Genomic DNA, 20,294 nt, shown 5'->3' with positions numbered 1-20,294 from the left:
GGTTACACCCGGCCTGTCAGACCTGTCAGAACCGTGGGAGATCCGGATGCGCCAGCCGGCCTCCGCGCACCAGCATCCGGCCGTACTCGGCACAGCGCTGCAGCGTCGGGATGACCTTGCCCGGATTGAGCAGGCCGTGGGCGTCGAAGGCCCGCTTGACCGCGAACATCTGCTCGTTCTCTTCCGGCGAGAACTGCACGCACATGCTGTTGAGCTTCTCCACGCCCACGCCGTGCTCGCCGGTCACGGTGCCGCCCATGGCCACGCTGGTTTCCAGGATGTCGGCGCCGAACTGCTCGCAGCGGTGCAGCTGGTCGGCGTCGTTGGCATCGAACAGGATCAGCGGGTGCAGGTTGCCGTCACCCGCATGGAACACGTTGAGGCAGCGCAGGCCGTACTTCACTTCCATGTCGGCGATGGCCTGGAGGATGTCGGCCAGACGCTTGCGCGGAATGGTCGAGTCCATGCACATGTAGTCCGGGCTGATGCGCCCGGACGCCGGGAAGGCATTCTTGCGGCCGCTCCAGAAACGCAGCCGCTGGGCCTCGTCCCGGCTGACCGTGATGGCGGTGGCGCCGGCCGAGCGCAGCACGTCGCTCATGCGGCCGATTTCTTCCTCCACCTCCTCCGGCGTTCCGTCGCTCTCGCACAATAGGATGGCGGCGGCGTCGAGGTCGTAGCCGGCGTGGACGAAGTCTTCCACGGCGGCGGTCATGGGCTTGTCCATCATTTCCAGACCGGCCGGGATGATGCCGGCGGCGATCACGGCCGCCACGGCGTCACCGGCTTTGCGCACGTCGTCGAAGCTGGCCATGATGCAGCGCGCCAGCTGCGGCTTGGGCACCAGCTTGACCGTGACCTCGGTGGTGACGGCCAGCATGCCTTCGCTGCCGATGATCAGGGGCAGCAGGTCGATGCCGGGGCTGTCCAGCGCGGTGCTGCCGAAGGTGACCGGCTCGCCCTGCACCGTGAAGCCCCGCACCTGCAGCACGTTGTGCACCGTCAGGCCGTACTTGAGGCAGTGCACGCCGCCGGAGTTCTCGGCCACGTTGCCGCCGATGGTGCAGGCGATCTGGCTGCTGGGGTCCGGGGCGTAGTACAGGCCGTGGGGGGCAGCGGCCTCGCTGATGGCCAGGTTGCGCACGCCGGCCTGCACCACCGCCGTGCGCGAGCGCGGATCGATGCGCAGGATGCGGTTGAACTTGGCCAGCGACAGCGTCACGCCCATGGCGTTGGGCATGGCGCCGCCGGACAGGCCGGTGCCGGCGCCCCGGGCCACCACCGGCACCTGCAGCGCGTGGCAGGCCTTGAGCACGCCGGCCACCTGGTCTTCGGTTTCGGGCAGCACCACCACCAGCGGGCGCTCGCGGTAGGCGGTCAGGCCGTCGCACTCGTAGGGCACGGTGTCCTCGGGCTGCCACAGCAGGGCGTGGGACGGCACGACCTTCTGCAGGGCGTTCACCACCTCGGCCTGTCGGGCGGCACGTTGCAGCTGGGTGATCTGGGCGGTGGTGGCGGGAGCGTTCATGGGGCGCAGGGCTGGGATACGGTGACGGGTCAGTTTAGGACAAGCCCCGGCGCACGACGTGAATTTCCTTGCAAGCCCTTGTGAGCCGGGCGATCGGGCGCCCGGCCGGCTCAGCCCACCGCCTTGCGGATCCAGTCGGCAAAGGCGGCGCACTCCCAGCGTTCCATGGTGCCGGTGCGCCAGCACAGGTAGTGGGCATGCGGGCTGGGCACGCGCTTTTCGTAGAGCGGCAGCAGCGTGCCCTGCTCCAGCCAGGGGGCGGCCAGCTTGTAGCGCAGCAGGCCCACGCCCATGCCCACGGCGGCGGCATCGCAGAGCAGGCCGATGTCGTTGAACTGCGAGCCTTCCACCGGCTCGGGCCAGTCCAGATGATGGGCTGCGAACCAGGTGCGCCAGGGCTCCAGCGGGCTGCGCAGCAGCGGCACGCCCGCGAGGTCCTCGGGCGCGTCGAACGGTCCGTACTCGCGGATGAAGGCCGGCGAGGCCATGGGCGAGACCTCGTCCTTGCTCAGGCAGACATGCTCCACGTCGGCATAGCGCCCGGTGCCGAATCGCACGGTCAGGTCGGCGTCCTCGGCCACCACATCGAGCAGCGGGATGCTCACCTGCAGGGTCAGGTCGACCTCGGGGTAGGCCTCGCTGAACTGCTTGAGGCGCGGCAGCAGCACCGACCGGGCAAAGGTCGGCGTGACCGCCACCCGCAGCTTGCGCCGCCCCGGCGAGGCCACCTGGCTGGGAAACTTCTGCAGCGTGGCCAGGCCGTCGCGCACATGGGCCAGGTACTCGCTGCCCTCGGTGGTGAGGGAGAAATCGGCCCGCCCGAACAGCTTGGTGCCCAGGATCTGCTCCAGCTGCCGGATGCGGTGGCTCACCGCGCTCGGCGTGACGCAGAGCTCCTCGCTGGCCTGGGTGACGCTGCGCAGGCGCGCCAGCGCCTCGAAGGTCAGCAGGCACTGGATGGGCGGGATGCGAAGGGTCATGTCATTTGAAGACGACGGTCTTGTGCCCGTTGAGCAGCACCCGGTGCTCGCTGTGCCATTTCACCGCGCGCGCCAGCACCTGGCTTTCGGTGTCGCGGCCCAGGGCGGTGAGGTCGTCCACCGTGTCGGTGTGGTCGACCCGGGCCACGTCCTGCTCGATGATGGGCCCTTCGTCCAGGTCGGCCGTCACATAGTGGGCGGTGGCGCCGATCAGCTTCACGCCGCGGTCGTGCGCCTGGTAATAGGGCTTGGCGCCCTTGAAGCTGGGCAGGAAGCTGTGGTGGATGTTGATGGCCTTGCCCGAGAGCTCGGTGCACAGGCTGTCGGAGAGGATCTGCATGTAGCGCGCCAGCACCACCAGCTCGGCGCCTTCGCTGCGGATGATCTCCAGCTGCTTCGCCTCGGCCTGGGCCTTGGTGGCGGCCGTGACCGGGATGTGGTGGAACGGCACGTTGTAGCTGGCGGCGAGCTGGTAGAAGTCGCGGTGGTTGCTGATGATGGCCCGGATGTCCAGCGGCAGCAGGCCGCTCTTCCAGCGGAACAGCAGGTCGTTGAGGCAGTGGCCCTCGCGGCTGACGAACAGCACCGTCTTCACCGGCTGGGCCAGCGGGTGCAGGCTCCAGGTCATGGACAGCGGGGCGGCCAGCCCGTCCAGCCGCTGCCGCAGCTCGGTCTCGCTCAGGCCGGCGCAGGCAAACTGCACCCGCATGAAGAACAGGCCGGTGTCGTGGTCGTTGTACTGGGCGGCCTCTTCGATGTTGCCGCCGTTCTCGAACAGGAAGCCGGAGACGGCGTGCACGATGCCCGGGCGGTCGGGGCAGGAGAGGTTGAGGACGTAGGTGTTTTCCATGGCTGGGCGATTGTCGCAGCCCGGGCCCGGGCCCGCCCGGGTGGGCCTTCGCCGGCCCGTCGCAGTGGTGCCATGCCCCCACCCCGGCCGGTGCCAGAATCGGTGGATTGCTGCCTTTCCAGGAGATGCCACCATGGCCTACAACGACTTCCGCATGGACAACCAGTGGTTGCCCTTCACGCCCAACCGCAGCTTCCAGAAGGACCCGCGCGTGTTCGTGGCGGCCGACGGCATGCACTTCACCACCCACGACGGCCGCCAGGTCATCGACGGCATCTCCAGCCTGTGGTGCGTGGGCGCGGGCCACAACCGCAAGCCCATCAACGAGGCCATCAAGCAGCAGCTCGACACGCTCGACTACAGCACCGCCTTCAGCGTGAGCAACGACAAGGCCTTCCTGGCCGCCGAGGCGATCGCCGCCATGGCCCCCGGTGACCTCAACAAGGTGCTGTTCTGCAACTCCGGCTCCGAGGCGGCCGACACCTCGCTCAAGGTGGCGCTGGCCTACCACAGGGCGCGCGGCGAAGGCCACCGCAACATCTTCATCGGCCGCGAGCGCGGCTACCACGGCGTGGGCTTCGGCGGCATGTCGGTCGGCGGCATTCCGGCCAACCGCAAGGTGTACGGCACGGCGCTGCTGCCGCGCGTGGACCACATGCGCTTCATCCACGACCCGGTCAACCATGCCTACATCCACCATCAGGAGCCGGTGTGGCAGGAAGACATCCTGCTGGAGCTGGAGAACCGCATCCTGCCGCTGCACGATCCCAGCAACGTGGCCGCGGTCATCGTCGAGCCGGTGGCCGGCAGTGCGGGCTGGTACATCCCGCCGCAGGGCTACCTCAAGCGCCTGCGCGAGATCTGCGACAAGCACGGCATCCTGCTGATCTTCGACGAGGTCATCACCGGCTTCGGCCGTCTGGGCACCGGCTTCGGCGCTGACTTCTACGGCGTGCAGCCCGACATGCTGAACTTCGCCAAGTGCGTCACCAACGGCGTCATGCCCATGGGTGGCGTGATCTGCACCGACCGCATCTACAACGCCATGATGGGTGCCCATGGCAGCGCGCCCGACCACGCCATCGAGTTCTTCCACGGCTACACCTACTCGGGCCACCCGGTGGCCTGTGCGGCCGCCCTGGCCACGCTGGAGCTGTACAAGCAGGAAAACCTGTTCGAGCGCGCCGGCCAGATGGGGCAGGTGCTGGGCGACGCCATGCGTTCGGCCATCAAGGGCCTGCCCCATGTGGTGAGCATCCGCAGCCTGGGCCTGGCCTGCGCGGTCGAGCTGGCGCCGCAGCCGGGCATGCCGGGCAAGCGCGCCTTCGACGTCTTCATGGACTGCTTCCACAAGGGCGTGCTGGTGCGCAACGCCGGCGAGAATCTGGTGTTTGCCCCGCCCTACATCGTGGAGCGCGAACACATCGAGACCATGGTCTCGACCCTGGCCGACGCCATCCGCCGCCTGCCGGCCTGAGGCTCCCCGGCGTCAGCGACCGAAGCGCTGGCGCAGTTCGGCACAGTGGTCCTGCGGCGGCAGAGCCGGTGTGGTCCACACCGCATCGGCCGGCAGTCCGGCGCCGGCATCGCCGGCCCGGGCCACCAGCACCCGATGGTCGAAGCCGGCGGGCAGGTGGCGCGGCACACCGATGTCCTGCCGCACATGGCCGTTGCCGGCGATCATCAGCACCGTCATGCCGGGCCGGGCGCGTTGCTGCACCGTGGCGGCCATGGCCCGGTCGCGCGCCAGCTGGATGCGGGTCATGGGCGCGATCTGGCTCTCCGGCAGCAGGCCGCAGTGGCCTTCCCGGATGCCGGTCTTCTGTCGTTCCAGACCGGGGGCATCCAGCACCCCGTCCAGCGCGGTGTCCTGCATGGCACCGCGCATGGCGCTGCGGGGCAGGTTGCCGCCGGCCACCGGCACGCCGGCCCGTACGGCCGCCATCACCACCGGACCGTAGGCGGGCCAGGGCCATCCGGTCTCGTCGTTCCAGCCCAGGGCATCGCGCACCTGGGCTTCGGTGGCGTCCCGCGCCAGCCCGTCGGTCTGCCGGCCCTGATCGGCCATCTCCATCACCACGGCGGCGAGCCGGCCCTGCCCCGCCAGATGCTCCACCGCCGCCCTCTGCAGCGCCTGGTGCTCCGCCGCGTCGTGCTGTTCGCCCATCAGAAGGGCCTGGGTCGGCAGCAGCCGGTCCACCACGGCCGCAGGGGTGGCCGGTGGGGGTGCGGCGCAGGCGGCCAGGCTGGCGCTCAGGAGCAGGCAGGCCAGGCGGCCGGTGGCGGGCATGTAGGTCATGGGCAGATGCTACGCAGCGTCGGGTTTCCGCCCGTCCGGGCATGAAAAAGCCCGGACGGGCCGGGCTGGTTTCGTCGGCGGGCGGGCAGGGCTGTCAGTGCATGACCACCGGCATCTGGGCCAGGCCGGCGTAGCCTTCCAGCGTGGTCTCCACCTCTTCCTGCGAGGGCATGGTGCGCTGCCAGGCCGAGATCTGCTGCTGGAACATCTCGGCCCAGGAGCCGTCGAGGTAGACCTCCTTGCCGGAGCGTTTGTCCACGATCTCGAACCCGTGGCGGGCGATCTGCGGGCCATCGGCCACCTGCAGCTCGCCCTCGGCCGGGGCGTCGGCCAGGATGTGCACCACCGCAAAGGCTTCCGAGTCGTACAGCATGTTCATGGGCTATGTCCTTGTGATCAACCAGAGGGCCTGCGTCCTTTATATCGGCAAACGCGGCCCGGACTTCAACAACGGACCTTTATCTGGGTCGGAAGGTGGATTTTTTCAATAGGCGAACACTTTCTTCGCACGCGGATGGGCACTTTCGACCCCTCAGGGCCGCCGGCTGAGCTGCTGGTCGGCCACGTCACCCTGGGTCTGGGTGATGCGCAGCCGCACCGGCAGGTGGCCGAGTTCGGGCGCCAGCCACACCTCGACCCGGCTGTCGTGGGTGTCGGCAGGCTCCCGCACCAGCTTGCGGGCGGCGATGCTGCCCGCCGGCAGGAGCAGCGTTTCCGGGTCGCCCACCGTGAAGCGCCAGGCCTGTGAACCGCCCACGCCGGCCACCGGCAGCTCGATGGTGTCGCCCGTCTGGAAGGCGCCGGCCTGCAGCAGGCCGGCCAGCTGGATGAAGATGCTCAGCCGGTCCTGTGCGCCTGGCAACAGGGGAGCGTCCGGGGCGTTGTTGCTGAAGCGGATGCGGCCGGTGCTGCGGTCGAAGTGGGCCGCCCGCTCGGATCGGGTCCGGTCGCTGAAGCGGTCGGGCAGCAGGCCGATCGCGTCGACCTGGCCCACGCTGGACTGGCTGCGACTGCCCATCAGAAAGGCCGAGAGCCGCATCGACAGCTCGTACTGGCCCCCGGCCTGTCGCCAGCGCAGCTCGCCACTGGCGGTGTAGCGCAGGCCCCGCGCCTGTCCCTGCACCTGGTAGGCCAGGTCGGCGTCGGGCGGCAGCGCCACGGGCGGCAGCGTGTCGGTCGGGTGGAGCGGCATCCCGGCGGCGGATGGCGGGTCGGGCTGCAGCTGCAGGCGCGACGAGGAAGCCAGGCTGTCGTCGTCCTGCGGGGTCGGTGCGATCACCGGCTCTGGCGGCTGCGGGTCCGCCGCCGCCGGCGGGTCCGTCACCGGCGCAGGCGCGGTGGCAGCCCGGGGTGGCGGGGCCGGGCGCGGGGAGGGTGCGGGGGGTGGTGACGGGGGCGAGGGGCGGGCCTGCGCGGGTACCGGTGCCGCCGGGGGCGGTGGCACCAGCTGCACCAGCCGGACCTGGCTGGGCTCGGGCGGCAGCGCGGCGGCGGGCTCAGCGCCGGAGGACAGGGCGGCGGCCAGCCGGTCCAGTGCCAGACCGTGCGCCAGGGCCACCAGCGCCACGACGGCCAGCAGGCCCAAGCGGCCCCTGCCGTTCGCCGGTTTCATGCCGGATGGCCGGCCACCCGGTGCCCGAGGTCGGTGCTGAGCTGGCGGGCGGTGCGCAGCAGGGCCTGCGCCGCGGGCGACGACCAGTCGGTGTCCAGCGTCACCACCGAGCCCAGCACCACCAGCCCGAGGACCAGCCGGCCCTGGGCGTCGAACACCGGCGCGCAGAAGCCGCCCACGCCCGGCAGCAGGCTGTGCACCACCCGGGCCATGCCGCGGCGGCGCGTTTCGGCCAGCAGGGTCTGGACGTCGGCCCATGTGCGCGGCACATCGGACAGGGGAAGGCCGTTGTCCGGCAGCTTCTTCAGCCGCGCCAGCTCGGCCCGCAGCATCGGCTCCAGCTGCCGCGCGTCCTGCGTGGACTCGCCCATGAAGGCGGCAAAGCAGCGGCCGGTGGCCGAGGTCAGCAGCGGCATCACATCGCCCAGGCGCAGCGTCACCGGCACGGTCTGGGGGGCCTCGGTCCAGTGCACCATGGTCGGGCCCTGGTTGCCCCAGACCGCGATCGCCAGGGTGTGACCGGTTGTCGTCAGGAGGGCGTCGATGCGCTGGCGCGCCAGCTTCACCCCGTCCAGCCGGGCCAGGCTGGCCAGGCCCAGCCGCAGGGCAGCCGGACCCAGGTCGTACCGCGTGCTGACCGGGTCCTGCACCACCAGGCCCAGGCGCTGGAAACTCACCAGGTAGCGGTGGGCCTTGGCGGCACTCATGCCGGCAGCGGCGGCCAGGTCGCGCAGCATGAGGGCGCCATCGGTCTGCGACAGGGCATCGAGCAGTTCGAAGCCGACTTCGACCGACTGGATGCCGGCGCGCTGGGGGCTGTCGTCCGCCCCGTCGGGTCCGGTCTCCACGGGATCGGGCGTGTGCGGCTCGCCGCTTTGGTCTAGAATCTCGCGCTTACGCATGGGTGAATGGATTTTACTATCCGTAATCGCCTGCTCGGCACGCACGCAACTGGAGGACGGCATGAAACTCGCCACGTACAAGGACGGATCGCGCGACGGACAGCTCGTGGTGGTCTCGCGGGACCTGTCGACGGCCCATTATGCGACCGGCATCGCGCACCGCCTGCAGCAGGCCCTGGACGACTGGAACTTCATCAGTCCCCAGCTGCACGATCTGTATGTGACCCTCAACCAGGGCAAGGCCCGCCACGCCTTTCCGTTCGATCCGGCCATGTGCATGGCGCCGCTGCCCCGGGCCTACCAGTGGGCCGACGGCTCGGCCTACATCAACCACGTCGAGCTGGTGCGGGCGGCGCGCAACAGCGAGGTGCCGGCCTCGTTCTACACCGACCCGCTCATGTACCAGGGTGGCAGCGACGACTTCATCGGCCCGACCGACGACGTGGTGGTGCCCAGCGAGGACTTCGGCATCGATTTCGAGGCCGAGATCGCGGTCATCACCGGCGACGTGCCGATGCAGGCCACGCCCGATCAGGCCCTGGACGGCATCCGTCTGCTGATGCTGGCCAACGATGTGTCGCTGCGCAACCTGATCCCGGCCGAGTTGGCCAAAGGCTTCGGCTTCTTCCAGAGCAAGCCGGCCACCGCGTTCAGCCCGGTCGCCGTCACCCCCGACGAGCTGGGCGATGCCTGGCAGGGTGGTCGGGTGCACCTGACGCTGCAGAGCACCTGGAACGGCCGCAAGGTCGGCATGTGCGAGGCGGGCCCCGAGATGACCTTCCACTTCGGCCAGCTGATTGCCCACATCTGCAAGACCCGCAACGTGCGGGCCGGCTCCATCGTGGGCAGCGGCACGGTGAGCAACAAGGCCATCGAGGTGGACGGCCGCAAGGAATGGCCCAAGGGCTACAGCTGCATTGCCGAGAAGCGCGCCATCGAGACCATCCTCGACGGCCAGCCGTCCACCGCCTTCATGCAGTTCGGCGACACCATCCGCATCGAGATGAAGGGCCGTGACGGCCAGAGCATCTTCGGCGCCATCGACCAGAAGATCGCCGCGCCGGACTGAGCGGGCTCAGACGGCGTACACCTGATCGAGCGAGGCGAAGCCCTTGACCTCGATCGGGTTGCCGAACGGGTCGCAGAAGAACATCGTCCATTGCTCGCCGGGCTGACCGGCGAACCGCACCTGCGGCGGCATCACGAAGTCGATGCCGGCCGCGGTCAGCCGGTCGGCCAGATTGCGCCACTGCGGCAGCAGCATCACCAGGCCGAAATGCGGCATGGGCACCAGATGGTCACCCACGCGGCCGGTGCGGCTGGTGACCAGAGGCTGGCCCAGGTGCAGCGAGATCTGGTGGCTGAAGAAATCGAAGTCGACCCAGGTGTCGGTGCTGCGGCCCTCGCGGCAGCCCAGCACGCCGCCGTAGAACCGCCGGGCTTCGTTCAGGTCGGTGACGTTGAAGGCAAAGTGGAACAGGCTGCGGGTCTGCAGCGGGGCGTCGGTGGTGAGGGCTTCGGTCGTGCGGGCTTCGGTCGTGCTCATCCTGGCAGCATAGCGGGCCGCATCCGGCCGACTCAGCGACTGTGCCTTTCCGCCGCTTCCTGGCAGCCCACGCAGTGATCCGCCGTGGGCCGGGCATGCAGTCGGGCTGCCGGTATCGATGCCCCGCATTGCAGGCACAGGCCGTAGCTGCCATCCGCGATGCGCTGCAGGGCGGCGTCGATGGCCACCAGTTCGGCCGACTCGCGTTCCTCCAGCCCGATCAGCAGATCCCGCTCCTCGCTGGCCTTGGCCCCGTCGTCGCTGGCCTGTTCGCGGGCTTGAGCGGCTGCATCGGCGCGCCCGATGGCGCCGCCTCGCCGGGCCCGAACGCGGGCGAGCAGGGCGCCGCGCTGGTCCTTGAGCTGGCGGGCAAAGGTGTCGGAAATCGGTGTGTTCATGGGTCCTCCTGAGACCGCATGATGTAGCGTCGGAGGCGGGCAGGGCTTGATGCAGGTCAAGCACAATCCCCCGCATTCCTGCCGACACCTGCCCCCGGAGACAACCCATGCAAGCCATCGACTACAGCCGTTACCAGACCCTGCACATCACCCGCCGCGGCCCGCCGGTCAACGGCGTGCCCAGCGTGCTGGACATCCGCATGCGGGCCGACGGCCCAGGGGGCAACGGCAAGCTGCCCACCGCCGGGCATGAAGGCCACTGGGAACTCAGCGAGATCTGGCGCGACGTCGGCCGGGACGACTCGGTGCGCGCCGCGGTGCTGCGCGGCGACGGCCTGGGGTTCTCGGGCGGTGGCGATCTGGCCCTGGTACAGGACATGGCCAGCGACTTCGAGGTGCGCTCCCGGGTGTGGAAGGAAGCCCGCGACCTGGTCTACAACGTGATCAACTGCGACAAGCCCATCGTGAGCGCCATGCACGGCCCGGCCGTGGGCGCCGGTCTGGTGGCCGGCCTGCTGGCCGACATCTCGATCGCGGCCCGCAGCGCAAAGATCGTCGATGGCCACACCCGGCTGGGCGTGGCCGCGGGCGACCACGCGGCCATCGTCTGGCCGCTGCTGTGCGGCATGGCCAAGGCCAAGTACTACCTCATGCTGTGCGAGCCGGTGAGCGGCGAGGAGGCCGAACGCATCGGCCTGGTGTCGCTGGCGGTGGATGACGACCAGCTGCTGCCCAAGGCCTACGAGGTGGCGGACCGGCTGGCCAGCGGCAGCACCAGCGCCATCCGCTGGACCAAGTATTCGCTCAACAACTGGCTGCGCCAGGCCGGGCCGAGCTTCGACACCTCCCTGGCCCTGGAATTCATGGGCTTTGCCGGTCCCGACGTGCGGGAAGGTGTGGCATCCTTGCGCGAGAAGCGGCCGCCGCGCTACGGCGCCGACAACTGACCCGCAAGCAGCCCTTCAGGGCAGGAGACCGGCATGAGCGACAACCCAGGTGGATTCGGCAAGTTCGTGCCGGGCTTCGATTTCCTCCAGAGTCTGGCCGGTCAGGCCGCCGGCGGCATCGCCCAGGGACTGGGCCAGAACATGCCCCAGCTGCCCAACCTCAGCCACTGGGTGGCGCCGACCTTCAATGTCGAGGAGCTGGACAAGCGCATCGAGGAACTCAAGGCGGTGCACTTCTGGCTGGACCAGAACGCCAAGGCGCTGGGCGCCACCATCCAGGCACTCGAAGTGCAGAAGATGACCTTGTCCACGCTCAAGACCATGAACTTCAGCATGGGCGACGTGGCCAACGCCTTCAAGCTCAAGGCGGCCGATTCGCTGGCCTCGTTCGTGCCGCCGGCCGAGCCTGCGAAGGCGGCGCCGAAGAAGGTGTACGAGGGCATTCAGGCCCGCACGGCCCCGCCGACGCCCAAGGCGCCGGCCCGCAAGACCGCCGCCCGCAAGGCCGCCGCACCGGCCGGCGGCGTGGTCGATCCCATGCAGTGGTGGGGTGCGTTGAGCCAGCAGTTCCAGCAGATCGCCACCAACGCGGTGAAGGATGCGGCCCGTCAGGGTGCGCTGCAGACCACCCGCGATGTGGCCGCCGGCCTGACCGACTCCGCGGTCAAGACCGCCGTGGGCGCGGGCAAGGCGGCAGGCCGGGCGGCGCTGCGCGCGGTCACGCCGACCCCCTCTGCGTCCGTGCCGAAAGCCCCAGCCCGCAAGGCGGCGGGCCGTGCCGCTGCCACCCGACGCCGTTGACCGACAACGTTGTGCCCCCATCGGGCCCCCCTGGATCCGGATGAAACTGTTCCCTTACGCCCACGCCACCCACCCCCAGTGGCGCATGGCCGCTGCCCTGGTGCTGGCCCAGCTGCGGGCCCGCATGGCCCTGCCCGACCACGCCGCCAGCCCCTCGCTGGGGCTGCTCTACATCACCGACCGTTATGCCGACGAGGCCCAGGCCATCCTGGAGCATCTGTGTGCCGAGCTGCCCGAGGTCACCGACTGGGTGGGCACGGTCGGGGTGGGCATTGCCTCGAACAATGTCGAGTACTTCGACGAGCCCGCCATGGCCGTCATGCTGTGCGACCTCGATCCTGCCCGCTACCGCGTGTTCAGCGGCGTGGCGCCCCTGGCAGCGTCGGGTCGCAGCAGCGACGGTGACGGGTTCATGGCCCACACCGCGCTGGTGCATGCCGATGGCCAGACGCCGGAGCTCACCGACCTGATCGCCGAGATGGCCGACCGCACCGCCAGCGGCTACCTGTTCGGCGGGCTGGCCAGCAGCCGCAGCGCCACCGTGCAGTTCGCGCTGAGCAGCCACGGCAACCTGCGCGGACAGGGTGCCAGCGCCGGGGTGTTCCACGGCGGCCTGAGCGGTGTGGCCTTTGCAGGCGACGTCGGCCTCCTGTCCCGGGTGACCCAGGGTGCCCAGCCGGTCGGCGCGGAGCGGACCATCACGGCGGCAGAAGGCCATCTGGTGCTGGCGCTGGACGGCCAGCCCGCGCTCGATGTCCTGCTGCAGGAGCGCGGCATCTCGCTGGATCAGCCGGCGCAGGCCATGCCGCGGTTGCGCGCCACGCTGGCGGGTCTACGCCACGCGCATCCTTCGGGGACCGGGCCTGGCGCAACGCTGGCCCGGCGGGGGCAGTTCGGACCGGACGTGATGGTGCGCCATCTGATCGGTGTGGACCCGCAGCGCCGGGGCGTGGCCATCGGCGACATGGCCCCGGTCGGCTCGCGGCTGGCATTCTGCGAGCGACACACCGAGGCGGCCCGCGCCGACCTCACCCGCATCTGTGCCGAACTGCGCGAGGAGCTGGAGCCGGAGATCCAGGACCATGCCCTGGCCCATGCGCTGGCGGTGTCCGACGCGGAGTCGGCACCGCACCCGGCCCGGCGCATTGCCGGCGCGGTGTATGTGAGCTGTGCCGGACGCGGCGGCCCGCATTTCGGGGCCCCCAGTGCCGAGTTGCAGGTGGTGCGACGGGCCCTGGGCGACGTGCCGCTGGTCGGGTTCTTTGCCGGTGGCGAAATCGCCTACCACCGGCTCTATGGCTACACCGGCGTGCTCACCGTCTTCACCACGCCGGCGCCCTGAGCGTCAGCGACGGGCGCGGGCGCGGTCCAGCATGCGCCGGGCATCGGCCGGCGCCAGGCCGTATCCGGCCGCGAAGGCATCGAGCTCCTGTCCGCCGGTCTCGAATGCACGCAACAGCGCCGACTCCCGGGCCTGCACCTGCACCGCCTGCTCCAGCGCTTCCCGGGTGAGCTGGTTCATGGCCTCGTCGCGGCCGTGCACCAGGGTGGCATAGGCCTCCTGCCCCAGCCCGGACGCCTCGAAAGACTGCACGATCCGCTGCCGCAGCTGCGGCCGCAGGTCCTGCGGCGACCGGGCCTGGCGGCGCCGGAACACCTCGAGGATGGCATGGTGGCGCTGATCGGGCGCGACCGGTTCGACCACGGTCCCGTTCAGGTCATGGCGGGGCTGGCCCCCTGCCACCGCATTCAGATAACGGGTCGATCGGGTGTGCAGGGCCAGGGCGGCCTTGATGCCATCGGCCGTGAGCGCCTCGCCATGCCGCTCCAGCAGGTCCTCGTACACGCCCCGTTTCAGGGGCTTGGGTGTCTCGCCGAACAAGGCCGGGTAGTGCTGGGCCAGGGCTTCCAGGGCGGGGTGGGTCCTGGCGGGTGCGGAGGAACGGGGGCCGGCGGTGCGCGAGCGCTGCGGTGTCGAAGAGGGGGGCATGGGGTCGTGGCGGGAAGACGTCAATCCCGCATCATGCCAGCCCGCGCGGTGCCATCAGGGGCGCGGCAATTCGTCGGCCAGTGCACCCGGCGAGCGGAACCACAGCCCGCCGAACTGGCTGTATTGCAGCAGACCGGTCTGTCGCAGCCGCCGCTCGATGCGGCGCTCCACCCAGGGCATCTGGTTCATGAGGGCACACACCGGCGGCGTCCAGCGCAGCACCTTGATGAAGCCCGCGTAGATGTCGAGCCCGCCCTGGGTGTTGCCCACCGTGCGCACGCTCACCCGCATCTGGTTGCCGTCCACCCCCTGCTGCGACAGGCAGAGATGGATGGTCAAGGCGTATTCGTCGGCGAGTGGAAACGGATCGAGGCCGGATTCGATTTCGTCCGGCACCGACCGGGCCAGGCTGCTGTCGTGCGTGGACTCGGGGGTGAGCGGCAGGCGTCGTGAAAGCAGTTTCATGTTGACCTCTGGGTCGGAACGGGATGCTCCAGCGGCAGTATTCCGAGGTGTCAGCGGTCAAAAAAATACAACACAAGTACTATTTTTTCGGGTGCTTACCGGTTCCGTCGGGCGGTGCCGGCAGCACCGGGGCACCGGCGAGCCCCGCCTGCAGGGCGAACGCGGCAATCTCCGCCCCGTTGTGCAGTCCCAGCTTGAGCATGACGTTCTGGCGGTGCTTGCGCGCGGTGAGCACGCTGATGAACAGCCGGTCGGCGATGTCCTGGTTGCTCAGGCCTGCGGCGATCATCCGCACGATCTGCTGCTCGCGCTGGGTCAGCGACGGATCGAGGTCGGTGGCGTGTGCCGGCCGGCGCGCATCGTGCGGGGCGGTCGATGACGAAAGGTGCGGACTCACATAACGCTGGCCGGACATGACGGTGCGTATCGCGGCGAGCAGTTCGGCACCCTGGTCGTGCTTGAGCATGAAGCCGTCGGCACCGGCCTGCAGCGACTGGACCACCGAACCTCGGTACACGTTGCCGGTCACCACCAGGATGCGCATGGCCGGTCTGAGGCGCCGGACCTTGTGGGCGACTTCGATGCCGGAGCAGTCGCTCAAGGCCAGATCCAGCAGGAGCAGATCCGGTCCGGTGGCCTCCACCAGCGCGGGGACTTCCAGACCCCGTGCGGTCTCCCCCACCAGTTCGAAGCCGCCGGCGGCGTCCAGCAGCAGCGCGATGCCCTGGCGCACAAGCGCATGGTCTTCCGCCACCAGGACCTTGACCGTTCGGGGGAGCGGGGAGGATGGGTCGAGCATCGTGCGGCGGTGGGGTGGATGCCTGATGGTGGGGCGATCGAAAATACTACAAAAGCAAAACTCGGGACGAAAAAAAACTGCCGGACCGGCAGTTTTTTAATCACAAGAGCGAAGCATCAAAAGGGGATGTCGTCGTCCATGTCGTCGAAGCCGCTGGACTGGCGCGCAGGTGCCGGGGCGGGAGCCGGCGCCGGGCGGGATGCGGCCCGGGGGGCGGCTGCCGGGGGGCGGCTGTAGCCCCCGCCGCCGCCGCTGCCACCCTCGTCGCTGCCACCCATGCCTTCGCGGCCACCCAGCAGTTGCAGCTCGGTGGCAATGATGTCCACCGTGTTCTTCTCGACACCGCTCTGGTCGGTGTACTTGCCGTACTTCAGGCGCCCCTCGACGTAGATGGGGCGTCCCTTCTTGATGTATTCACCGGCGATCTCGGCCAGCCGGTCGTAGAAGGTGACGCGGTGCCACTGGGTGTCCTCGACCATTTCGCCGCTGTTGCGGTCCTTGCGGCGGCTGGAGGTGGCGATGCTCACGTTGGCCACGGCCTGGCCGGAGGGCAGGTAGCGGATTTCGGGATCGCGGCCGCAGTTGCCGACGAGGATGACTTTGTTGACGGATGCCATGGTGATGTCCTGTGGAGCGGGCCGGCGCGGCGCGCGGAAACGATCCGGCATTGTGCCGCATATGACCCGCCCGACCGAGGCCGGGCCCTACACTCGTCCCCCATGAAAGGCCAGCCCGATTTCCTGCAGAACCTGCGCCGAGAGATGGGCGACGGCCGGCAGTGGCTGGACCGGGTGGTGGTGCTGGGCTATGCCGTGCTGGCGGGTCTGGCGGTGGTGCTGTTCACCCTGCTGGCCGACAAGGCGGTCGAGCTGCACCAGCGCATGGCCGGGGCGGTCTGGTGGTCTCCGCTGATCTGGACGCCGGCCCTCACGGCCCTGGTGGTGTGGTCGCTGCGGCGCTGGGCGCCGGGCGCCGCCGGCTCGGGCGTGCCGCAGGTGCTGACCGCGCTCGATACCGGCACGCCGCTGGCCGCCCGGTCCCGTTTCGTCTCGCTGCGGCTGAGCGTGGCCAAGATCCTCGGGGTCAGCGGCGGACTGCTGGCCGGCTTGTCGATCGGTCGGCAGGGCCCGTCGGTGCAGGTGGCCGCCGGTGTGATGCTGCATGCGCGGCGCTGGCTGTCCCCGGCGTCCGGGATCAGTGACCGCGAACTGCTGGTGGCAGGCGGCGCGGCCGGGATCGCGGCGGCCTTCAACACGCCGCTGGGCGGCATCGTGTTCGCCATCGAGGAGCTGTCGCGCCGCATCACCGAACGCAGCAGCGGCCTGATGCTGGCGGCCATCGTGATCGCCGGTCTGGTGGCGGTGTCGGCGTTCGGCAACCTGTCGTACTTCGGGCGCATCCGCGCCGACGATGTGTCCTGGTGGGCCTTGCTGCTGCCCGGTGCGCTGGTGGCCGTGGCTTGCGGCCTGCTGGGCGGCCTGATGGCGCGGCTGCTGCTCGCCTCCTTCACCGGCCTGCCCGACCGGTTCTGTGCCTACCGCCGCAAGCGGCCGGTGGTGTTTGCCGCCCTGTGCGGTTTCGGGGTGGCGGTCATCGCCCTGATCGCCGGTGGCGACACGGTGGGCGTCGGTCACGAACACACCCGCATGCTGCTGGATGGGTCCGCCATGGACACCACCGAGCGGGAGCCATTCGTGTTCACCGGGCTGAAGTTCGTGGCTTCGTGGCTGTCGGCCTGGTCGGGCGTGCCGGGCGGCATCTTCGGCCCGAGCCTGTCGCTGGGTGCCAGCGTGGGCGCCGACGTGGCCTGGCTGCTCGAATCGCCCCATGGGGCCGCGCTGATCGCCCTGGGCATGTGCGGTTTTCTGGCGGCCGTGACCCAGACCCCCATCACCGCCATGATCATCGTGATGGAGATGACCGACGGCCACAGCATGGTGCTCAGCCTGATGGCCTGCGCGCTGGTCGCCAGCCTGGTGTCGCGCATGATCAGCAAGCCGCTGTACAGCAGCATGTCGGCGCTGATGATGCGGTCGCTGCGCGATCCGGTCGCACCGGTGCCCGACGGATCGACAGCAGGCCAGCGCCCGGCCTGAACCGTCGGCGTTCAGTGCGGCGTGATGCCGGTGCGCCGGGCGCTCATGGGCCAGGCCAGCACCAGCCACAAGCCCATGAGGGCGGCGCTCACGGTGAAGATGCCGCTGCCGCCCCAGTGCTGCACCACCAGACCGCCCACGCTGCCCCCGGTGAAGATGCCCAGCGACATCAGCGTGTTGTAGACACCGAGTGCCGCGCCGCGCTGGTGCGGTGCGGCCAGCCGCGAGGCCAGGCTGGGCTGGCTGGCTTCCTGGGTGTTGAAGCCGACGAAGTACAGCGTCAGCAGGATCGCCACCAGCGCGATGGAGGGAGGGGTGGACTGCAGGCTGATCAGGAAGCCGATCTGCACCAGCACGATGATGGCGATCGAGCCCAGGTACACCGCGCGGAAGTGGCCCTTGCGCTCGAGCCGGAACAGCAGGCCACCGATGACCAGCAGCGAGCCCAGCACCGCGGGCAGGTACACCCACCAATGGTGCTGTGTGTCGAGCCCGGCCTGCACCAGCAGGGCCGGCACCGCCATCCACATGGCGATCTGCACCGCATGCAGCACGAACACGCCCAGATCCACCCGCAGCAGTTCGGCGTCGCGCAGCACCTCGCGCAGGCTGCCGCGTCCGGTCACCGTGGGCAAGGCCGGCTCGGGCGGCACCACCCAGGCCACCACCGCCATGCCGGTGATCGCCAGCGCGGCGGTGAGCAGGAACAGCCCGCTCAGCCCGATGTGCTGCACCAGCACCGGCGCGGCCACCAGCGAGAGCGCGAACATGAGCGCGATGCTGATGCCCACCAGCGCCATCGACTTGGTACGCACCGAGTCCCGGGTGAGGTCGGCGAGCAGGGCGGTCACGGCGGCGGAGATCGCCCCGCCGCCCTGCAGCGCGCGGCCGATGGCCAGCCAGGTCAGGGAAGGCGCCCAGGCGGCCACCGCACTGCCCAGGGCGAACAGCGCCAGCCCGCCGATGATCACCGGCTTGCGCCCGATGCGGTCCGAGGCCATGCCCAGCGGCACCTGCAGCAGCGCCTGGGTCAGGCCATAGATGCCCATGGCCAGGCCGACCAGGGCCGCGTTGTCCCCGCCCGGGTAGTGCCGCGCCTGCAGCGCGAACACCGGCAGCACCAGGAACAGGCCCAGCATGCGCAAGGCGTAGATGGACGCCAGTGCGCCGCTGGCCCGCCGTTCGGCAGGCGTCATGCGGTGGGACGGGAGATCGGGATGGGCGGACAAGGACGGGGCAGACAAAGGGCGCGCGGGCTGGACCGACGCCACCCCTGCAAAGCCGCCTATTGTCGGCCAAAGCCGACCAGCCGATGGATGACCGGCCGGTGACACCGCCGCGTCACGCGGCCCCGTGACCCTCGGCGGCTCCGCACCAACCGCCCGCCGGCCGGGCACCTGCATGAGCACCGCATCCTGTTTCTTCCCGCTTCCACCGACCCGGGTTCTCATTCACCCCACAGCGAGCACCGCCCTGCACACGGTGAAAGGCCGGGCCGACGAACTGCTCAAAGAGCTCCGCACCCGATGCCACAGCCGGCGCCTGCTGCCCGGGCAGCGGCGGCTCCGGCCCGAGCAGGTGGCGGTCAGCTACGGCGTGCACGGTGTCAACACCGCGGCGTCGACGGCCGTCCAGGCGGCCGTGCACGCCACCGGCTCGGCCACCGAGGCGGTCTGGACCGGTGCCGGCGCGGCGGTCGGGCTGGTGGCGGGTGCGTCGGCACCGGTCGAGGCGGTCAAGACCGGCCTGGACATCCTGCGCAGCCGGCGCAAGGCGCGGGCAGCCTGGGTGCAGGTCGAAGAGGCCGCGGCCCGGCTGACCGCCAGCCGCGCCTGCGCAGACACCGCACAGGAGGCCCGGGACTGGCTGGACCGCAGGCACCATCTGGAGGCCTGGGTGGTCACGCGGCGCTGTTTTCAGGGGTCCTTGCCGCAGCTGCAGCGGCGCGCGCAACACTGGCGGCGGGAGCTGCGGGCGCTGCGACAGCAGGCCACGCCGTCCCGGTCGGCCATCGACCGCCGTACCCGGCTGGAACACCGCCTGCAGGCGGTCCGGTGCCTGGGTCTCAAGCGCATCGCGGAACTGGGCTCGGGCGCGGTGTCGACGGAAAAAAGGCTCAAGGAAGGCCTTTCGGCCGGCCGCAACCTGGGCGGATTGACCGGCATCGCATCGACGCTGGCGGCAGGCGGATCGCCCTTCATGGCCTTCCTCGCCACCGCCGTCATGCCCCTGCTGCTGCCGCTGCTCCTGCTGGTGGACGGCGTGGCCGGAACGGTGGAGGCGACCCAGCAGATCCGCCGGGCTCGAGCCGGACGCCGGCAGCTGGACGCCCGCATGGCTCGCCTCGACCGCGCCATCGGCGCCCTGAAGCCCGCACCGGCCGATGCGCCTGCCGGCCTGTTCGCTCGCGGGCTGACGGTGATCCGGGGCGCCGGCCACCGTCAGGCGCGGCCATGGCGGCGCGAGCTCTGGCAGGGCTGGATCCGGCGGGTGCGCAGCGCCGCCTACGTGGGGCTGGCGCCGGTGGCGCTGGGGCTGGGTGCGGCGGCGCTGGCGGCGGCCAGCGTCACGCCCGCCGGCTGGGCAGTGATCGCCCTGCTGGGCACGGTGGCGGCGGGCTACTGCGTGGCCCAGGCGGTGCTCAACCACCGGCAGGCCCGCCAGGGCCGGGCCGTGGTCGTGCGCCAGCAGGACCATGCAGAACTGGCGCGCCGGGCCAGCCTGGACTGGGCGGGGCGTACCGGCAGACTGGCGGATCCGGTCTGGGCCGGCAACGAGTACCTGGCCATCGAGCTGCTGGTCCGGGCCCTGGTGAAAGCGGCGGACGATGACACGGCCTGGAGCGGTCTGGACCGCGTGCTGGCCCAGGATCTGGACTGCGGCCGGAAGTGGCGGGGGCACCTCCGCCAGCTGGCGCTGCAGGTGCCCCACGATGCCCCGCCGGACCACGACGACATCTGGCGCCTGTCGGAAGCCCTCATGCGCCGCTTCGGCCTGCCGGTGCCCAAGCCGCGCCATCGCCCCGGCGCAGCCTGAGGCCCTTCGGCAACCCCCCGGCACGGCGGGGGCGGCCGTCTTATC

The 20,294-nt window shown here is 70.3% G+C and carries 21 protein-coding genes; 7 read left to right on the top strand and 14 right to left on the bottom strand.

The window, feature by feature from the left end:
- Positions 1-25 precede the first annotated feature (25 nt).
- The 3 genes from CAP38_RS00620 to purU form a co-directional block, all read right to left on the bottom strand.
- Complete coding sequence (locus tag CAP38_RS00620) at positions 26-1,528, bottom strand: FAD-linked oxidase C-terminal domain-containing protein (RefSeq protein ID WP_086118965.1); 1,503 nt, start codon at positions 1,526-1,528, stop codon at positions 26-28.
- Positions 1,529-1,638: 110 nt separating this feature from the next.
- Positions 1,639-2,508 carry a LysR substrate-binding domain-containing protein gene (locus CAP38_RS00615; RefSeq protein WP_086118964.1) on the bottom strand — a complete coding sequence of 290 codons (870 nt, stop codon included), beginning with the start codon at positions 2,506-2,508 and terminating at the stop codon, positions 1,639-1,641.
- Between the two features lies 1 nt (position 2,509).
- The gene (purU, locus tag CAP38_RS00610; RefSeq protein WP_086118963.1) at positions 2,510-3,358 is read right to left on the bottom strand and encodes a formyltetrahydrofolate deformylase; all 849 of its coding nucleotides are present in this window, start codon (positions 3,356-3,358) and stop codon (positions 2,510-2,512) included.
- Between the two features lie 133 nt (positions 3,359-3,491).
- On the opposite strand from purU, the gene CAP38_RS00605 reads away from it, so the two are divergent.
- On the top strand, positions 3,492-4,835 hold the full coding sequence (locus CAP38_RS00605; RefSeq protein WP_086118962.1) for an aminotransferase class III-fold pyridoxal phosphate-dependent enzyme: 1,344 nt from the start codon (positions 3,492-3,494) through the stop codon (positions 4,833-4,835).
- 12 nt (positions 4,836-4,847) lie between these two features.
- Here the strand turns inward: CAP38_RS00605 and CAP38_RS00600 are convergent, their stop codons facing one another.
- The 4 genes from CAP38_RS00600 to CAP38_RS00585 all read right to left on the bottom strand — a co-directional run bounded on the left by CAP38_RS00600 (position 4,848) and on the right by CAP38_RS00585 (position 8,171).
- Positions 4,848-5,657 carry a ChaN family lipoprotein gene (locus CAP38_RS00600; RefSeq protein ID WP_086118961.1) on the bottom strand — a complete coding sequence of 270 codons (810 nt, stop codon included), beginning with the start codon at positions 5,655-5,657 and terminating at the stop codon, positions 4,848-4,850.
- 94 nt (positions 5,658-5,751) lie between these two features.
- Positions 5,752-6,036, bottom strand: coding sequence for a DUF3567 domain-containing protein (locus tag CAP38_RS00595; RefSeq protein WP_086118960.1), 285 nt, complete (start codon positions 6,034-6,036; stop codon positions 5,752-5,754).
- A gap of 153 nt (positions 6,037-6,189) precedes the next feature.
- On the bottom strand, positions 6,190-7,269 hold the full coding sequence (locus CAP38_RS00590) for a DUF3108 domain-containing protein (protein ID WP_086118959.1): 1,080 nt from the start codon (positions 7,267-7,269) through the stop codon (positions 6,190-6,192).
- Positions 7,266-8,171 carry an IclR family transcriptional regulator gene (locus tag CAP38_RS00585; protein WP_086118958.1) on the bottom strand — a complete coding sequence of 302 codons (906 nt, stop codon included), beginning with the start codon at positions 8,169-8,171 and terminating at the stop codon, positions 7,266-7,268. The genes CAP38_RS00590 and CAP38_RS00585 overlap by 4 nt, the downstream gene beginning before the upstream one ends.
- Positions 8,172-8,232: 61 nt before the next feature.
- Between CAP38_RS00585 and CAP38_RS00580 the strand changes: the two genes are divergently transcribed.
- Positions 8,233-9,240, top strand: a complete 1,008-nt coding sequence (locus tag CAP38_RS00580) for a fumarylacetoacetate hydrolase family protein (protein WP_086118957.1) — start codon at positions 8,233-8,235, stop codon at positions 9,238-9,240.
- Between the two features lie 6 nt (positions 9,241-9,246).
- On the opposite strand, the gene CAP38_RS00575 is transcribed toward CAP38_RS00580, so the two are convergent.
- Positions 9,247-9,717 carry a VOC family protein gene (locus CAP38_RS00575; RefSeq protein ID WP_086118956.1) on the bottom strand — a complete coding sequence of 157 codons (471 nt, stop codon included), beginning with the start codon at positions 9,715-9,717 and terminating at the stop codon, positions 9,247-9,249.
- A gap of 32 nt (positions 9,718-9,749) precedes the next feature.
- The gene (locus CAP38_RS00570) at positions 9,750-10,115 is read right to left on the bottom strand and encodes a TraR/DksA family transcriptional regulator (protein ID WP_086118955.1); all 366 of its coding nucleotides are present in this window, start codon (positions 10,113-10,115) and stop codon (positions 9,750-9,752) included.
- A gap of 116 nt (positions 10,116-10,231) precedes the next feature.
- On the opposite strand from CAP38_RS00570, the gene CAP38_RS00565 reads away from it, so the two are divergent.
- The 3 genes from CAP38_RS00565 to CAP38_RS00555 are packed head-to-tail and all read left to right on the top strand — an operon-like array spanning position 10,232 to position 13,205.
- Complete coding sequence (locus CAP38_RS00565) at positions 10,232-11,062, top strand: enoyl-CoA hydratase/isomerase family protein (RefSeq protein WP_086119691.1); 831 nt, start codon at positions 10,232-10,234, stop codon at positions 11,060-11,062.
- A gap of 33 nt (positions 11,063-11,095) precedes the next feature.
- A complete protein-coding gene (locus CAP38_RS00560; protein WP_086118954.1) occupies positions 11,096-11,863 on the top strand; it encodes a PhaM family polyhydroxyalkanoate granule multifunctional regulatory protein in 768 nt (255 codons plus the stop codon).
- Between the two features lie 40 nt (positions 11,864-11,903).
- Entirely contained in the window at positions 11,904-13,205 is a 1,302-nt protein-coding gene (locus CAP38_RS00555) for an FIST N-terminal domain-containing protein (protein WP_086118953.1), read from the top strand.
- 3 nt (positions 13,206-13,208) lie between these two features.
- On the opposite strand, the gene CAP38_RS00550 is transcribed toward CAP38_RS00555, so the two are convergent.
- The 4 genes from CAP38_RS00550 to ssb form a co-directional block, all read right to left on the bottom strand.
- A complete protein-coding gene (locus tag CAP38_RS00550; RefSeq protein ID WP_086118952.1) occupies positions 13,209-13,853 on the bottom strand; it encodes a ProQ/FINO family protein in 645 nt (214 codons plus the stop codon).
- A 54-nt stretch (positions 13,854-13,907) separates the two neighbouring features.
- The gene (locus CAP38_RS00545; RefSeq protein WP_086118951.1) at positions 13,908-14,318 is read right to left on the bottom strand and encodes a hypothetical protein; all 411 of its coding nucleotides are present in this window, start codon (positions 14,316-14,318) and stop codon (positions 13,908-13,910) included.
- Between the two features lie 79 nt (positions 14,319-14,397).
- Positions 14,398-15,117 carry a response regulator transcription factor gene (locus CAP38_RS00540; RefSeq protein ID WP_086118950.1) on the bottom strand — a complete coding sequence of 240 codons (720 nt, stop codon included), beginning with the start codon at positions 15,115-15,117 and terminating at the stop codon, positions 14,398-14,400.
- Positions 15,118-15,233: 116 nt separating this feature from the next.
- Positions 15,234-15,734, bottom strand: coding sequence for a single-stranded DNA-binding protein (gene ssb / locus CAP38_RS00535; protein WP_086118949.1), 501 nt, complete (start codon positions 15,732-15,734; stop codon positions 15,234-15,236).
- Positions 15,735-15,836: 102 nt separating this feature from the next.
- Here ssb and CAP38_RS00530 point away from each other — a divergent pair, with 102 nt between their 5' ends.
- Positions 15,837-17,213 (top strand): chloride channel protein, encoded by a 1,377-nt coding sequence (locus CAP38_RS00530; protein ID WP_086118948.1) that lies wholly within the window; start codon positions 15,837-15,839, stop codon positions 17,211-17,213.
- Positions 17,214-17,224: 11 nt separating this feature from the next.
- Here CAP38_RS00530 and CAP38_RS00525 read toward each other — a convergent pair whose 3' ends face one another.
- Entirely contained in the window at positions 17,225-18,409 is a 1,185-nt protein-coding gene (locus tag CAP38_RS00525; RefSeq protein WP_086118947.1) for an MFS transporter, read from the bottom strand.
- 286 nt (positions 18,410-18,695) lie between these two features.
- On the opposite strand from CAP38_RS00525, the gene CAP38_RS00520 reads away from it, so the two are divergent.
- The gene (locus tag CAP38_RS00520; RefSeq protein WP_086118946.1) at positions 18,696-20,249 is read left to right on the top strand and encodes a hypothetical protein; all 1,554 of its coding nucleotides are present in this window, start codon (positions 18,696-18,698) and stop codon (positions 20,247-20,249) included.
- The last annotated feature ends 45 nt before the right edge of the window (positions 20,250-20,294 follow it).

The sequence above is a fragment of the Hydrogenophaga sp. IBVHS2 genome (assembly GCF_002127215.1).
Classification (GTDB): Bacteria; Pseudomonadota; Gammaproteobacteria; order Burkholderiales; family Burkholderiaceae_C; genus Hydrogenophaga.
Note: the sequence above shows the minus strand (reverse complement) of the source record. Positions and strands in the feature narration are given on the sequence as shown.

Bases quoted from the DNA above. Each gene is read 5' to 3' on its own strand.
- CAP38_RS00545 (WP_086118951.1), bottom strand. From the start codon at position 14,318: ATGAAACTGCTTTCACGACGCCTGCCGCTCACCCCCGAGTCCACGCAC.
- purU (WP_086118963.1), bottom strand. From the start codon at position 3,358: ATGGAAAACACCTACGTCCTCAACCTCTCCTGCCCCGACCGCCCGGGC.
- CAP38_RS00540 (WP_086118950.1), bottom strand. From the start codon at position 15,117: ATGCTCGACCCATCCTCCCCGCTCCCCCGAACGGTCAAGGTCCTGGTG.
- CAP38_RS00525 (WP_086118947.1), bottom strand. From the start codon at position 18,409: ATGACGCCTGCCGAACGGCGGGCCAGCGGCGCACTGGCGTCCATCTAC.
- CAP38_RS00575 (WP_086118956.1), bottom strand. From the start codon at position 9,717: ATGAGCACGACCGAAGCCCGCACGACCGAAGCCCTCACCACCGACGCC.
- CAP38_RS00580 (WP_086118957.1), top strand. From the start codon at position 8,233: ATGAAACTCGCCACGTACAAGGACGGATCGCGCGACGGACAGCTCGTG.
- CAP38_RS00605 (WP_086118962.1), top strand. From the start codon at position 3,492: ATGGCCTACAACGACTTCCGCATGGACAACCAGTGGTTGCCCTTCACG.
- CAP38_RS00550 (WP_086118952.1), bottom strand. From the start codon at position 13,853: ATGCCCCCCTCTTCGACACCGCAGCGCTCGCGCACCGCCGGCCCCCGT.
- CAP38_RS00600 (WP_086118961.1), bottom strand. From the start codon at position 5,657: ATGACCTACATGCCCGCCACCGGCCGCCTGGCCTGCCTGCTCCTGAGC.
- CAP38_RS00560 (WP_086118954.1), top strand. From the start codon at position 11,096: ATGAGCGACAACCCAGGTGGATTCGGCAAGTTCGTGCCGGGCTTCGAT.
- CAP38_RS00615 (WP_086118964.1), bottom strand. From the start codon at position 2,508: ATGACCCTTCGCATCCCGCCCATCCAGTGCCTGCTGACCTTCGAGGCG.
- CAP38_RS00585 (WP_086118958.1), bottom strand. From the start codon at position 8,171: ATGCGTAAGCGCGAGATTCTAGACCAAAGCGGCGAGCCGCACACGCCC.
- CAP38_RS00595 (WP_086118960.1), bottom strand. From the start codon at position 6,036: ATGAACATGCTGTACGACTCGGAAGCCTTTGCGGTGGTGCACATCCTG.
- CAP38_RS00555 (WP_086118953.1), top strand. From the start codon at position 11,904: ATGAAACTGTTCCCTTACGCCCACGCCACCCACCCCCAGTGGCGCATG.
- CAP38_RS00620 (WP_086118965.1), bottom strand. From the start codon at position 1,528: ATGAACGCTCCCGCCACCACCGCCCAGATCACCCAGCTGCAACGTGCC.
- ssb (WP_086118949.1), bottom strand. From the start codon at position 15,734: ATGGCATCCGTCAACAAAGTCATCCTCGTCGGCAACTGCGGCCGCGAT.
- CAP38_RS00530 (WP_086118948.1), top strand. From the start codon at position 15,837: ATGAAAGGCCAGCCCGATTTCCTGCAGAACCTGCGCCGAGAGATGGGC.
- CAP38_RS00570 (WP_086118955.1), bottom strand. From the start codon at position 10,115: ATGAACACACCGATTTCCGACACCTTTGCCCGCCAGCTCAAGGACCAG.
- CAP38_RS00590 (WP_086118959.1), bottom strand. From the start codon at position 7,269: ATGAAACCGGCGAACGGCAGGGGCCGCTTGGGCCTGCTGGCCGTCGTG.